The 12,725-nt window shown below is 53.1% G+C and carries 16 protein-coding genes; 7 read left to right on the top strand and 9 right to left on the bottom strand.

What is annotated here, in order from left to right:
- The first annotated feature begins 129 nt into the window (after positions 1 to 129).
- Both A372_RS0103050 and A372_RS0103045 read left to right on the top strand, forming a co-directional pair.
- Positions 130 to 315, top strand: a complete 186-nt coding sequence (locus A372_RS0103050; RefSeq protein ID WP_019419369.1) for a hypothetical protein — start codon at positions 130 to 132, stop codon at positions 313 to 315.
- A 75-nt stretch (positions 316 to 390) separates the two neighbouring features.
- Positions 391 to 672, top strand: a complete 282-nt coding sequence (locus A372_RS0103045; protein ID WP_157259407.1) for a hypothetical protein — start codon at positions 391 to 393, stop codon at positions 670 to 672.
- Between the two features lie 114 nt (positions 673 to 786).
- Here A372_RS0103045 and acpS read toward each other — a convergent pair whose 3' ends face one another.
- From acpS to A372_RS0103030, 3 genes are all read right to left on the bottom strand, one after another.
- A complete protein-coding gene (gene acpS, locus A372_RS0103040; RefSeq protein ID WP_019419367.1) occupies positions 787 to 1,224 on the bottom strand; it encodes a holo-ACP synthase in 438 nt (145 codons plus the stop codon).
- 173 nt (positions 1,225 to 1,397) lie between these two features.
- The gene (locus A372_RS0103035; protein ID WP_019419366.1) at positions 1,398 to 2,198 is read right to left on the bottom strand and encodes an ABC transporter permease; all 801 of its coding nucleotides are present in this window, start codon (positions 2,196 to 2,198) and stop codon (positions 1,398 to 1,400) included.
- Positions 2,195 to 3,148: an ABC transporter ATP-binding protein gene (locus A372_RS0103030; RefSeq protein WP_019419365.1), complete on the bottom strand. Its 954-nt coding sequence runs from the start codon at positions 3,146 to 3,148 to the stop codon at positions 2,195 to 2,197. The genes A372_RS0103035 and A372_RS0103030 overlap by 4 nt, the downstream gene beginning before the upstream one ends.
- 47 nt (positions 3,149 to 3,195) lie before the next feature.
- Between A372_RS0103030 and A372_RS37125 the strand changes: the two genes are divergently transcribed.
- Both A372_RS37125 and bioA read left to right on the top strand, forming a co-directional pair.
- A complete protein-coding gene (locus tag A372_RS37125) occupies positions 3,196 to 3,342 on the top strand; it encodes a hypothetical protein (RefSeq protein ID WP_157259406.1) in 147 nt (48 codons plus the stop codon).
- Positions 3,343 to 3,433: 91 nt separating this feature from the next.
- Positions 3,434 to 4,795, top strand: coding sequence for an adenosylmethionine--8-amino-7-oxononanoate transaminase (gene bioA, locus A372_RS0103020; protein ID WP_019419363.1), 1,362 nt, complete (start codon positions 3,434 to 3,436; stop codon positions 4,793 to 4,795).
- Between the two features lie 55 nt (positions 4,796 to 4,850).
- On the opposite strand, the gene A372_RS0103015 is transcribed toward bioA, so the two are convergent.
- From A372_RS0103015 to A372_RS0102990, 6 genes are all read right to left on the bottom strand, one after another.
- Positions 4,851 to 5,102, bottom strand: coding sequence for a hypothetical protein (locus tag A372_RS0103015; protein ID WP_019419362.1), 252 nt, complete (start codon positions 5,100 to 5,102; stop codon positions 4,851 to 4,853).
- A gap of 82 nt (positions 5,103 to 5,184) precedes the next feature.
- Positions 5,185 to 6,144: an ABC transporter permease gene (locus A372_RS0103010; RefSeq protein ID WP_019419361.1), complete on the bottom strand. Its 960-nt coding sequence runs from the start codon at positions 6,142 to 6,144 to the stop codon at positions 5,185 to 5,187.
- Positions 6,137 to 7,063, bottom strand: a complete 927-nt coding sequence (locus tag A372_RS0103005) for an ABC transporter ATP-binding protein (RefSeq protein ID WP_019419360.1) — start codon at positions 7,061 to 7,063, stop codon at positions 6,137 to 6,139. The genes A372_RS0103010 and A372_RS0103005 overlap by 8 nt, the downstream gene beginning before the upstream one ends.
- Before the next feature lie 64 nt (positions 7,064 to 7,127).
- Positions 7,128 to 8,129, bottom strand: a complete 1,002-nt coding sequence (locus A372_RS0103000; RefSeq protein WP_019419359.1) for a hypothetical protein — start codon at positions 8,127 to 8,129, stop codon at positions 7,128 to 7,130.
- On the bottom strand, positions 8,119 to 8,994 hold the full coding sequence (locus tag A372_RS0102995) for an ABC transporter ATP-binding protein (RefSeq protein WP_019419358.1): 876 nt from the start codon (positions 8,992 to 8,994) through the stop codon (positions 8,119 to 8,121). Before A372_RS0102995 ends, A372_RS0103000 begins: the two co-directional genes overlap by 11 nt.
- Positions 8,991 to 9,380: a GntR family transcriptional regulator gene (locus tag A372_RS0102990; RefSeq protein WP_019419357.1), complete on the bottom strand. Its 390-nt coding sequence runs from the start codon at positions 9,378 to 9,380 to the stop codon at positions 8,991 to 8,993. Before A372_RS0102990 ends, A372_RS0102995 begins: the two co-directional genes overlap by 4 nt.
- Before the next feature lie 225 nt (positions 9,381 to 9,605).
- Between A372_RS0102990 and A372_RS0102985 the strand changes: the two genes are divergently transcribed.
- The 3 genes from A372_RS0102985 (at position 9,606) to A372_RS0102975 (ending at position 12,513) form a co-directional block, all read left to right on the top strand.
- The gene (locus A372_RS0102985) at positions 9,606 to 10,469 is read left to right on the top strand and encodes an alpha/beta hydrolase family protein (RefSeq protein ID WP_019419356.1); all 864 of its coding nucleotides are present in this window, start codon (positions 9,606 to 9,608) and stop codon (positions 10,467 to 10,469) included.
- A 97-nt stretch (positions 10,470 to 10,566) separates the two neighbouring features.
- Positions 10,567 to 11,922 carry a Na+/H+ antiporter NhaC family protein gene (locus A372_RS0102980; protein ID WP_019419355.1) on the top strand — a complete coding sequence of 452 codons (1,356 nt, stop codon included), beginning with the start codon at positions 10,567 to 10,569 and terminating at the stop codon, positions 11,920 to 11,922.
- A 177-nt stretch (positions 11,923 to 12,099) separates the two neighbouring features.
- Complete coding sequence (locus A372_RS0102975; protein ID WP_019419354.1) at positions 12,100 to 12,513, top strand: hypothetical protein; 414 nt, start codon at positions 12,100 to 12,102, stop codon at positions 12,511 to 12,513.
- The last annotated feature ends 212 nt before the right edge of the window (positions 12,514 to 12,725 follow it).

The raw sequence follows: 12,725 nt of genomic DNA, 5'->3' as shown, positions 1-12,725 counted from the left end.
CTGCACGCCTTCTAAGCTAGGCCATATTTTTCGGCCGCTGCATGCCGATGTGACACGCAGTTGTCACTTAAGGAAGTTATGCTGTTGTCTGCAAGCGAATGAATTACCACCCATTATGGAGGATGCATTATGAGATTGCAACACAAGCTGCGCCGCGATTCCGTCATCGCGCTCGCCTTTCTCGCCCCCAGTTTATTCGGCTTTATGCTGTTTTATATTATCCCCCTTTGCAATGAGAATGGTGTACTCCGTGCAGGATGGTTCGCAGGAAAGGTATTTCGTCAGATGGGACAATTACGCGGAGCTGCTGCGTAGAAGGAAGCTTGGGATTTCCTGAAGCTCCTGTTACCCGACGAGAGGCAGCAGTCGCCTGAACTTAGTGATATGCCGATGAACAAGAAAGCGTATAACGAACAATTCGGCAAAACGGTAGAGCAAATCAAGACTAGTACGGTCACGGCCAAATGGGGCGAAGCTCTGGTCGAAATGAGCGCGGAGGTGTATGAGACGTACCGTCATCTCATTGAACAGGCGAATACGCTTGTGCGCAGCGATGACAAAGTGATGCGCATCGTAGCGGATAAAGCGAAGATGTACTATGCGGGGCAAAAATCGCTGGATGAGGTGGTCCAATTCATCCAAAGCCGCGTGATAACTTATTTGAACGAATAGGATTCCGATTTCCAGACATACCGGTCCCGCTCCTCATGCGGGGAACGGGACTTCTTCTATCCGATTGTCGTGCGAATCTCGACTGCCTCTTACCCGGCTCTGACCCGCTTCCATTCAGAGTGCGGCGGGTGCGCTGCTGTCATCTCCGCTGCGTGCAGCACGTTGCCGATGCTCAACGATGGCCTGTGCCGAAGCAAGGCTTGGCTGGTGCGAGATGCTGACGTGAATGTGATAGGAGTCGCTGGGCAGGCCGAGGCGGTTCCAGGCCGCTTCGCTTACACACGCGTGCGGTTTGCCATGCGCATCGGGCAGCACCTCGATATCAAGGAAGCCGATCGTGCGGCCTATTCCTGTACCGAACGCTTTGACGACCGCTTCCTTCACCGCGAATCGGCCCGCCACCCATTCTGCCATACGCGTTCCCCGTTGCTTGAGCACCGCAAGCTCCGCCGGTGTCAGCACCCGCTGCAGGAAGCGGTCTTTACTCTTGCCGTTCAGAAGGCGGGTTACCCGATCCAACTCCAATATGTCATGCCCGATTCCATAAATCATAACGCTGCTTCTTCCCTTCCTATCATCCGGATGTCGTAAATCCATTAGCAAAAGCGAGGATTTCGATAGTCCCTTTTGTACACGCACTAATACAGAGCATACAACTGCCGCAGCATGAGAATCAAGTACGGAGGGAAGCGGCGGTTCGGCTCGGCCCGCTCCCCATTCATGCGCTATTCGCCGATCCGCCATTTGACCAGATTGTTGATGACGAAGATCGTCACGACGCTATAGGCGAGCAAGACGACGCAGTCCAACATAACGCCGGTGGACCATCCGGCCAAGAGCACGTTCCGCATCGCGTCAGCTGCATACGTGGTGGGAAACAGATAAGACAGCCACTGCAGAGGCACGGGAAGCTGCTGAATGTCTACCATGACGGGAGACAGAAAAGTGACGAACATCATCAGGGCCTGCACCAGCATGTTCGTAAGCTGGTGATTCGGCGACCAGAAGCCGATGCATACACCGATGCCGACGACACTCGCCAGCGAGAGGATGACGACAACCGGAAGCCCCCATGAGTAATGAAATTCGATGCCATAGCCCCATTGCCCAATCATAGCCAGAATAATGAAGGACGGGAGCGTATTCATAAGCCCGCGAAGCAAATTAGCGAGCACAAAGTTCAGCTTGGAGATCGGCAGCGAAGCATAATACGTGAAGTGGCCCTGATGCTTCTGCCATGAAATTTCTTGTCCCATGCCGTTCATCCCCATCACGATGACACCGAAGATGAGATTGCCCGCTATGATGCGAATCATCATCTCTTCGCTCGGATTGTCGGCGAAAAACGACATAAACAGTGTCGTCGTCAACGGAAACATGGTCGCCATCAGAACGACCCAGACCCAGCTATCCCGCACGATGGCGAATTGGATGCGAAACAGGATGGACAGCTCCGTCCAGATGCGCCCGGGACCACTTATCGCAGCGGCTGCCGAGGCTTGCTTCGGATTCATTGCTGGATTCATGCGCCACTCGCCTCCCGTTCTGCCTGACCGTCGATATGGAAATAAACATCTTCGAGGCTCGGCGGCTTCACAGCGTATTCCTCAATGGGCAGTTCTGGAAAATGAACGATATAATCGAGCACCTGACTCGCCGATTCTTTATCCACCAAGAGGATAAGCCGATTCTCTCCATTAATATGAAGATGTCCCCACTGCCTCATCGCTGCTGCCGCCTCTTCTCTTCGACCGAATTCCGTAATCAGCTCGAACTTCAGGCGTTGGTCCACCTTCTGCTTCAGCTTCGCAACGGCATCGATCGCAAGCAGCCGGCCGTGATTGATGACGGCCACCCGATCGACGACTTGTTCGGCTTCCAGCACGTTGTGCGTGACTAGAATGACTGTAGCGCCCTGCAAGTTGCGCTCCTTGATGAGATTCCAGACAAGACGCCGGTTCGCCGGATCCAATTCATTCGTCGGTTCATCCAGGATCATGACTGGCAGGCTGCCGATCATAACCGTCCCTATGCCGATCATCCGCCGCTGACCGCCGGATAGATGCTTGAGCTGCTTCCGGCGCAATTCAGTCATTCCCATCATTTCTAATAGTTCCTCGGCCTGACGTTCAGCCTCCAGCTTGGTCATTCCCCGCAGTCTTCCGGTGAACACCAGCGCCTCTTGCACTTTGAGTGATGCCAATACGTGCGGTTCTTGTGAATAGTAAGCGACCTGCTGCGCCACACGCCTCGTCTGTTGAACCACATCTGTTCCGTAGAACGACACTTTCCCCTCCGTCGGCTGCAAGTGCCCGATCATCTGCTTGATTAATGTTGATTTGCCTGCGCCGTTCGGGCCGAGTACGCCCAGAATTTCTCCCTCCTGCACCTGTAACGTAATATCGACGTTCGCCTTTACTTTGCCCCGCTTATACAGTTGACTGACATGATCGATTTCGTAAATGATCCGTGCCACTGGATCACGCCTCCTTCTCATCTCTCTATAAGAGGTTTACCCCCTTATTGAACCGTACTATGAGCATACATCGGCTCCTTGTCAGCCTGAAGCGCCTGTCGAACGAAATCGCGATCCTCCCCGAGACCAATCTTCTATTCATGCTGCGGACCGAGGATTTCATCCTGCTGCAGCACCGAGCGGGGGATTGCTAGTGCGAAAAACTTTTGTTAATCTATTTTGTATACTAATAGGTTAACATTGTGGACTCGTTAATCGAGATATTTGCAAGGGAGCTGGCACAAAATGAAGGAAACGATAAAGCAGGAGCTGCTATGCAAGGACCGGTCTTACGTCTGGCATCCGTTCACCCAAATGAAGGATTACGCTGATCGTGATCATGTGCTCATTGAAAAAGCGGAGGGCATCTATATATATGATGCCGATGGACGGCGATTCTACGATACAGTGTCGTCATGGTGGTGCAATCTGCACGGACACGGCCATCCGCGGATTAAGGAAGCGATTCGACAGCAGCTGGATCAGTTCGACCACATCATGTTCAGCGGGCTGACACACGCCCCGGGCATCGAGCTGGCGGAACAACTCGTAAACATCACGCCTGCGGGGCTGAACAAAGTGTTCTACTCGGACAACGGCTCCACCGCGGTGGAAGTGGCGATCAAGATGTCATTCCAATATTGGCAGCAGATCGGCCGCACGTCGAAGACGAAGTTCGTCTTCTTGGACGGCAGCTATCACGGTGATACGCTTGGCGCGGTAAGCGTCGGCGGTGTTCAGCTCTATCATTCGCTGTTCAAGCCGCTCCTGTTCCACGCGCACCGCATGCCGGCGCCGGACCTGCGGCAGGCGCGCGCGGCCGGTCCGGAAGGCGAACGCGAGGTGGCGGAAGCGGCACTGGCGAAGGTGCGCGAGCTGTTCGAGCGCGAAGCGGACACGCTGGCCGGCTTCATCGTGGAGCCGATGCTGCAGGGCGCGGGCGGCATGATCATGACGCCCGCTGCCTACTTGCAAGGCTTGCGCGAGCTGTGCACGGCGCACGGCGTCCATCTCATCGCTGACGAAGTGGCGACTGGCTTCGGGCGGACGGGCAAGATGTTCGCCTGCGAGCATGCAGAGGTCAGCCCCGACATCATGTGCTTGAGCAAAGGGCTGACCGCTGGCATTATGCCGCTCTCCGCCACGCTGTGCACCGATGACATTTACGACGCGTTCTATGACGATTACGCGACGCAGAAGACATTTTTCCACGGGCACAGCTTCACCGGGAACCCGGTGGCCTGCGCCGTGGCCTTGGCTTCCTTGCGCCTGTTCGAGGAGGAACGCACCCTCGAACAGGCACAAGACACCATTGCCGCGCTCGCCGAAGCGCTCGGCGGCATCGCCCAGCTGCCACACGTTGCCGATGTGCGGCAGCTCGGGCTCGTGGCGGCGTTCGACCTGTACGAGGATGCCGAACGCCGCCACCCCTTCCCGCCCGAGCGGCGCATCGGGGCGGCCATGTACGAGGCGGGCTTCGAGGAGGGACTCATCCTCCGCCCGCTCGGTGACACCCTGTACTACTGGCTGCCGCTATGCGCCACGCCAGACGACGTCCGCGACATCGCTGCACGCACCGAGCGTGTGCTCCGCCGCGTATTAGGCTAAACGCCAGAGCGGGCGGGAGCTGGTATCCTTCAGCTCCCGCCCGCTCTTGTCTGTTCTATCCCATCGAGGCCTGCCCCAGCAGACTATCCAGTAGATAGAACGCCTTGATTAGGTCCACGCTGCCCTGAATCTTCATCATCACGTATTCCAACGGAGCCTGCATGGCAATTAGCGCCACCAACAAACATAGCAGCGCAATCGTTAGTGCAAGCCGCCCCTTCGTGCACTTCCGGTGCAGCCAGTTCACCGAAATCCAGCACACGATAAGTGTAATTATAATATAGAGGAATGCCATGTCTGCTTCCACCAATGACCACTCCCGCCGACCTATCTCAACTTGCTTCTCTATTTATAAAATCTTAAGCTATATTTTACAGCGCTCCAATCACTTACCCTGCAACATCCCTTTTCGTAAATACGACCCAAGAAATAAGATGAAATACGACAAAGTAGACCAGCAAAACGCAGACTGAGAAGAGCATCGTCATGTCCGGGCGAACCGGTGTGCCGTTCGCATATTGGCTTAGATTGACGTTAGCGAACAACAAATATTTTACCCACTCGAATTTGCTTAAAATATTGACGAGCGTATTGCCGATGAGCATAAACAGCAACGAGAAGGCTATCGCCATGGAAGAGCTGCGGAAAGTGGCGGAAATCATAAACGACATCGTCACATACATAATCAGCTCTATCGTTTTGAATCCATAATTTTGCAGAATAGCAATTAGCATCGAGCCTTCCTCCACCGCTCCGCCAGCGCCAATCGTAAGGGCGGGTCGAGAGATCTCTCCAAATCCTTCAAGAATCCCCCCCAGCGCAAAAGATACTACGAAGTTCAGCACGAGCAAAAATAGCGTGAATAGGAGTGTAGATATGTATTTGCTGAGCAGTATTTTAGTGCGGGAAGCCGGGCCGACAAGCAACAGCTTGATCGTCCCCCATGAATACTCGGCTGCGAGCATATCTGCCGCTACAATAACGGTTAAGAGCGTGATCAGAACCATCAAACTGGATGAACCATTCACTACACTCCATATCGTCACTTCGTATGGGTTCACATTGTGTTCCATATAGTATAGATTTTTGTTAATCTCGCCTTCCAGTTTGAGCTTCATGTCCGGGCTTGCATCAGCGCTATTCTCATCTATCTGCTGCTGCAGCCGTTGATTCGTCTCTGTAAGATGCTGCTTCCAATTGTTGTTTTGAATATTGGGATTTTGATCAATTTTCAAAATCGCTGTCAGTAACAGGAGAGCAAAAATTAGAACACCCACCATGGCCCATGTACGGGGACGACGAACTATTTTCATATTCTCGTTCTGAATGAGTCTGTAGAAATTAGACAATTTGCTCCCCCCTTGTCAGCTCCAAGAATCGATCCTCCAGCGATTGATTCGCCGTCCGAATGCCGTATACGTCAATTTCCGCTTGCACTAACGCTCTCGTTAATTCCGGAATCCGATCGCGGCCTGCCGTAATCTCCAATTGTCCGGCTTGTACAGCCATGGCGATATCAGGCAGCATTGCAGTCAGAACCTCTTTCGTCGGCTCAGGCTCTTCGACTTCAACGATGATGCGATGGGCAACCCTATTCTTCAGATCATTCATAGAGCGAACATCTATCAGTTTTCCAGCTTGGATAATGGCGATCCGGTCGCACATCAGCTCCATTTCAGATAGCAAATGAGACGAGACGATGACGGCTATCCCCTCCTGCCGCGCAAGGGTGCGCAAATAGTCGCGGAGCTCGCGTATTCCCGCCGGATCAAGCCCGTTCGTCGGCTCGTCCAGGATAAGGACAGAGGGTCTATGCAGCAGCGCCTGCGCAACGCCGAGCCGCTGCCGCATGCCAAGCGAATAACGCTTCACTTTCTCGTGAATCCGATTCTGCAGACCGACAAGCTTCACGACTTCATTAATTCGTTCGGTCGTCACGCCGGTATGCCGTCGCGCAAAATAAACTAAGTTTTGATAACCGGTAAGAAACTTATACATCTCTGGGTTTTCCACAATCGCACCGATATGGGTCATCGCGCGCTCGAACTGCTTATTCACGGAAATGCCTTTCACATAAATTTCCCCTGCGGTCATTGCAATCAAGCCCACTATCATGCGGATCGTCGTCGTCTTGCCTGCCCCGTTCGGCCCGAGAAAGCCAAACACTTCTCCTGCCGGAACGTCAAAGGACACCTGATCCACAATCGTGCGCTTCCCAATTTTCTTGGTTACATTTCTGAGTTGAAGTACGGCATCTGCGTTCTTCATGGCATTACCTCCTGCACCATTGTCTCAATTACCACCCTGCACTCGTTGTTCACGCTATATCACGCTAAGTTCGTACACGCATGCGCGTCAATGTGCGGATGATGATATAGCCGATGATGGTGCCAAGCCCTGCGCCTGCCGCATATCCGAGGCGTCCGGGATAAAGCGTGTCATAACTCAAATTGCCGCTAAACAATGCCGCACATAATACAAATCCGACGATGAACAGCTTCTCAATGATTGGAAAAAGCACCAGCTTGCCATTGTTTTCAAGCGAATTACGCGAATAGAGCACCATGCCCGCGATGAACAGCAGCAAGGAGACGACTCCGACGAACGCGTATGGATAATTGCCGCCCTCATGGAATACCCAATTCGTTAAATTGAACTTTTCCCAGAACGTTCCGCGCAATCGAAGTTCCATGTATATTGGCGTAATCATGAAGATATACAGAAGTTGCTGCAGCATGAGAGTAAAAAATTCATACAAGAACAAGCTGATAATGGAAAGCGCCGCTTGCAACGTCCAAGTCCCCGTAAAGGAGCCGATGAACAACGTAAATGTGTAGGCCGCCACCGTGACGAAGATAATGTGAAAGCCGCGACCGATAAAATCTATGACATGCACGTATGCTCCCACCTGCGACAGCTTGAGTACGAGTATATCCAATGCTACGCTGGCCGTAACGACAAACACGATATAAGCGACACTAACCAACCATTTTGTCACGTAGATAACCCACCGTGGATAAGGAAGCGCAAACGTCTGCTCGCTCATCTGATTGCGGCGCTCATGGCCGAGCTGCCACAATGACAGCAAAAAACCTCCGAGCACAAGCAGCAGCATAAAACCGCCATAGTTTCTGTGCAGCAGCCAATTCGTCTCCTGAGTTTTTGCCAAATACTCCACTAGTCCCACAATGACCTGCGGGGAAGCAAACCACACCTCCCGCATGTGCAGGTAAGCCGTTGAGAAAAAGCCGGCAATCATCATCAACCACAGCAGCACCCGCGTCTGTCGATATTCCTTCCACCACAACGCCCGCACAAAAATACTACGCTGCATCGCCGTCACCTCCCGATTTCCACATGAACCAATCTTCCAGCGAGAGCGGCAGCTCGTCGATGAGCATTGGCTCCTCACGTTTCAGCGCAGTAAACGCCTCGTCCGACTCCAGCATGACGGTATACACGCGGCCTACCTGCTGCAGCACGAATACATCCTCCCTTGCCAGCCAAGCAGGCGGTTCTGTCGCCGTAAAGACGACCTGCAGCTTTTTCATGTGTTGACGCAATTGCTCCAAGTCCCATGTCTCATCCGTCCGGCCATCCCGCAGCAGCACGACGGTATCCGCGATCCGATCCAGCTCGTTCAGCATGTGCGACGAAATGAGAATAGAGGAATCCTTGCGCAGCGATTCGACGATGAGGCTCAATAGCTGCTTCTTGGCTACGGCATCGACTCCGTTCGTCGGCTCGTCGAACAGAATGAGGCGGGCCTTCGTCGACAAGCCAAGCGCCGTGCTGAACAGCATCTTCATCCCCTTGGACAACGTGCGGACCCGTTTATTCATCGGCAGCTTGAACCGTTCCATCGCCTCGGTAAAGTAAAACAGATCGAAGCTCGGATAAATCTGCCCATACCAAGCGGCGCATTCCCGAATCGTATACGCCTCAAGCGCCACGGGCGCATCCGGGACAAATACAACATCCCGCTTCAGCTCCGGATACTTATGTATGTCCATTCCCTCAAAGGCAACGCTCCCCTGATCCGGATCGTATATGCCGACCAGCGTCCGCATCAGTGTCGTTTTACCCGTCCCGTTGCGTCCGACGAGGCCCATTATGCGGCCGGGCTCAATCGTAAAGCTGATGCCCCGCAATATCGGCCTGCCATCAATCGCCTTATGTATCGCTTCCACTTGCATCATGATTCGTCATCCCTCCACCATACCTCGCATGCTTGTTCGACCATATCAATGAACTCCTCCCGTTCAAGGCCTAAATGCTTCGCTTCTACAGCAATGCGGTTCACTTCATCCTTCAACTTCGTCATCCTCTCTTCTGCCATGGGCGGAGCAGCGGGTTCCGCTATAAATGTGCCTTTGCCCCGCAGCGTTTCAATGACGCCCTGACGCTCCAACTCCTGATACGCTTTGCTAACCGTGTTCGGATTTACGACCAACATGGAGGACAATTCCCGCACCGAAGGCACTTTTTCCCCGGGCTGCATCACGTTTTTAGCGACTAGAGCTTTCATCTGCTCCACAATCTGTTCATATATTGGTGTGGTACTTCGCTCTTGCAAACGAAACATGACATCCTCCTTTCTCCGTTCATTTCGCGGCACGAATAGTGTACTACTTCAACTAGTACACATAGTACACTCCGTATATGCACGTGTCAAGCTTGGATTCGCTCATTGCGCAAGTAGAGATAACCGCACATTAAATAATCTTTACATTAGGAGTTGCATGCTTCATTGCGGCTGTTCTATGTTACAATGAGGCGTGAATATTGTACTAGCAAGGAGGTAGGATTAATGAGACATTCTTTTGAAAAAAGTTGGAAGGAACAACGCACGTTGCGTGGAGACGTATTTATTCCGGAGCAGCAGAAGAAGCAGGGCGTGCTTATTATCACTCACGGCTACAAAGGCTTTAAAGACTGGGGCATGTTCCCCTATGCGGCGGAACAATTGGCGGAGCGAAGCGGCCTGCTCACGATCACCTTCAATTTTACATATAACGGTGTCGGTCCATCGCTCGACCGCTTCGATGAGCTGGAACGATTCGCCGTCAACACGTATGAGCGGGAGCAGGAGGATCTGACTGCTTTGCTTCAGTGGATCACTGGCGGGGATTTCAATGAATGGTTGCAGCAGGCCGCTCCCGGCCGTCGCATAGGCCTGGAAGCGCCTGTCTACCTGCTGGGACATAGCCGCGGCGGAGCAAGCTGCTTGCTCTATGCGCTCGATCATCCAGAGGAGATCGCAGGCGTCATTACATGGAACGGTGTAACCAATATGGATTTGTTCACCGCAGAGCAGAAGCACGAGATGCGAACATCCGGGCGTTCGAAGGTCGTCAATGCCCGCACCGGCGAAGCGCTGCCGCTTGACCGTGTCATGCTCGATGACTTGGAAGCCAACCGCGAGCGGTATGACCTAATTGGCCGCACTGCCTCCGCCTCTTTTCCTATGGCGCTCATTCAAGGCTCGGATGACCTGCCCGGCTTCCGTGACGGATCGGCCCGTCTCGTTGCGAGTTACCCAGCAGCAGAATGGATTACAATTGAAGGCGGCGGACACACCTTCAACGCCGTCCACCCGTTCCAAGGCACAACTCCGGAATTGGAAGCGGCGCTGGATGCTACGGCCAGTTGGTTACAAGCCCAGTCCCGCTAGCTGCATGACATCATCGCATGATTCGCGTTTCTTCATACGCACCTTCTAATTGCATCAACTTCATCAGAGACATGAAGACAGGAGATGCCTTACCGTAATGTTAACGAAACACCAACTACTCACCGTCATTGTTATAACGATTGCGGGACTTTCCACAGCTTATTTATTGCATTTCCCACTTATTATTGGCTTTGCCGCCGGCTTTTTCAGCCTGACTGCCCTTTCTCGGCGGCAAGGCACTGCTTGGCCCGTTCTCTTCAGGTACATGCGCGATGGCGCCAAGCATACGATAGAGGTCATCTGGATTCTCATAATGGTCGGACTGATGATTCCGGTATGGACCTTAAGCGGCACGATTCCGTACCTGATTGAACAAGGATTGCAGTGGATGGCTCCCGCCTTCATGACGACCCTGACGTTCTGGTTCTCTGCCCTCTTCTCCATGCTGCTCGGCACTTCGACCGGAACGCTCAGCGCCGTCGGCATTCCAATGATGGGCGTAGCGGCAATCGCCGGAGTGCCGTTGCCGCTGATGGCCGGGGCGTTAGTCTCGGGAGCATTCGTCGGAGACCGCACCTCTCCGTTTTCGAGCACGCATCGCCTCGTCGCCGATTCGACCGGAACGACCGTCGGACGCCAGTATCCGGCGCTTGTTCCCACGACGCTGCTCGGCTTGGCAACCGCCACGGTCATCTTTGTCCTATTTGACATCGCAGGAGGCTGGTCGGTGCCAGCCGAGGCCTTGCGAATGGAGGAATTCCGCAGCAGCTTCACATTCAGTCCGTGGCTCATCTTACCCGCAGCGGCTTTAATCGTTGCGATTTTGCTGCGTTGGAAGACGCGCTATGCCTTCATGCTGGCCATCGTGACGGCGATCATTATCGGCTCTTGGCTGCAAGGAACCGAACCATCCGCCTGGCTGAACGGGATGCTCTTCGGGTACGGAAATGCCGCACTTCCTTCTCTGCATACAAAGGGGGTGCTGCCCATCATTGAGCTTGTCTTGCTAATCGCGCTGGCCGGGGCGTTTAATGGGATTTTGGAATCGACGCGAAGCCTGGAGCCGTATATGGCCGCATTTATCGGAGAGAACACTTCGATGTCCGGAGCGACAACCCGCGTCGGTCTGTACGGACTCGCGCTGGCCCTCGTCTCCTGTACTCAGACGTTGCCTATCATGATGGCGGGACGAAGCGTGCTCCCACTCTGGTCCGATCGGTTCCCGAAGGAGCAATTATCCCGGGTCGTGGCTGATACCGCGCTTGTTTTTGCGGCAATAATCCCTTGGAACATGCTTGCTGTGCTATGCGGCACCATATTGGACGTTCCCGTTCACTCATATGCGCCATATGCTGTCTTCTTATGGAGCTTACCGCTATGGACGTTAGCCATGTCTTGGCTGAATCAACGCCGATCGCAGATTGTACGTCGCGCCTCGTCGCTTTCGAGCTAGTCGCGTGGACACAGGACACGTTCTAACCTCTAGAACGGGATAAAGCCATTTCAGGCGATCAAATGTCGCAAATGTGCCACATCCCGTTCGCTTGTTTTTTCGTTTCAGTCTGATAAAATACGGGTAATCTTTCAGATAGGCAGTTGTCTGAGATGACAGCAGCAAGGAGGATACCATATGACAACCATTTATTCGGCTCCAAGCACAAGCATTGTAAGACAGCAATCCATCTTCGCGTTGCAGCAAGTGTTGGTATCGCTTACACAACGTTCAGTGGAACAGTGCCATGTCCGGTTTGTTGAACCTGCCCTGTTTCCCGAGCACAGTATACTGATTTACAGTCAAGATGAATTGAATCATCCCGAATCTCCCCTGCGGTTGAAAAGCACCCTCCATGCGGATGAGATGCTGATTGCCTATATCGATTCCCGTGGTCTGCTCATTACCGCCGGCTCGGAAGCGACTATGGAACAAGCATGCCATCTCGCATGCAAGCTGATCTCTGAGCAATGCGCTTCACCAGCGCAGCGTCCGCGATTAAAAGAATTATTCTGGCGCGGCTCAGCCAGCAGCATATCTCAGGCAGTATAACCATATCAGACTTAATCTCAATAAATGAAATGACATGAACTGCCAATGTGCAGTTCTTTTTCTTTATATCCGCATATCCGCAATGATTGGAAAAACCGTTGCAAGTTCCTGCTCAACCTGCTGTTATGAAAAGTGGCGGCGAATTAAAGTTAGTACGGAGCTGCTGGCGATGATCATCCGTATCCAGTCGCGCTTATATCCATTCTCCCCTA

The sequence above is a fragment of the Paenibacillus sp. OSY-SE genome (assembly GCF_000283315.1).
Classification (GTDB): Bacteria; Bacillota; Bacilli; order Paenibacillales; family Paenibacillaceae; genus Paenibacillus_B; species Paenibacillus_B profundus.
Note: the sequence above shows the minus strand (reverse complement) of the source record. Positions and strands in the feature narration are given on the sequence as shown.

Coding starts and splice junctions, on each gene's coding strand:
- A372_RS0102985 (WP_019419356.1), top strand. CDS start 9,606: ATGAGACATTCTTTTGAAAAAAGTTGGAAGGAACAACGCACGTTGCGT.
- A372_RS0102990 (WP_019419357.1), bottom strand. CDS start 9,380: ATGTTTCGTTTGCAAGAGCGAAGTACCACACCAATATATGAACAGATT.
- A372_RS0102975 (WP_019419354.1), top strand. CDS start 12,100: ATGACAACCATTTATTCGGCTCCAAGCACAAGCATTGTAAGACAGCAA.
- A372_RS0103035 (WP_019419366.1), bottom strand. CDS start 2,198: ATGAATCCAGCAATGAATCCGAAGCAAGCCTCGGCAGCCGCTGCGATA.
- A372_RS0103005 (WP_019419360.1), bottom strand. CDS start 7,063: ATGAAGAACGCAGATGCCGTACTTCAACTCAGAAATGTAACCAAGAAA.
- A372_RS0102995 (WP_019419358.1), bottom strand. CDS start 8,994: ATGATGCAAGTGGAAGCGATACATAAGGCGATTGATGGCAGGCCGATA.
- A372_RS0103045 (WP_157259407.1), top strand. CDS start 391: ATGAACAAGAAAGCGTATAACGAACAATTCGGCAAAACGGTAGAGCAA.
- A372_RS0103050 (WP_019419369.1), top strand. CDS start 130: ATGAGATTGCAACACAAGCTGCGCCGCGATTCCGTCATCGCGCTCGCC.
- A372_RS0102980 (WP_019419355.1), top strand. CDS start 10,567: ATGTTAACGAAACACCAACTACTCACCGTCATTGTTATAACGATTGCG.
- acpS (WP_019419367.1), bottom strand. CDS start 1,224: ATGATTTATGGAATCGGGCATGACATATTGGAGTTGGATCGGGTAACC.
- bioA (WP_019419363.1), top strand. CDS start 3,434: ATGAAGGAAACGATAAAGCAGGAGCTGCTATGCAAGGACCGGTCTTAC.
- A372_RS0103000 (WP_019419359.1), bottom strand. CDS start 8,129: ATGCAGCGTAGTATTTTTGTGCGGGCGTTGTGGTGGAAGGAATATCGA.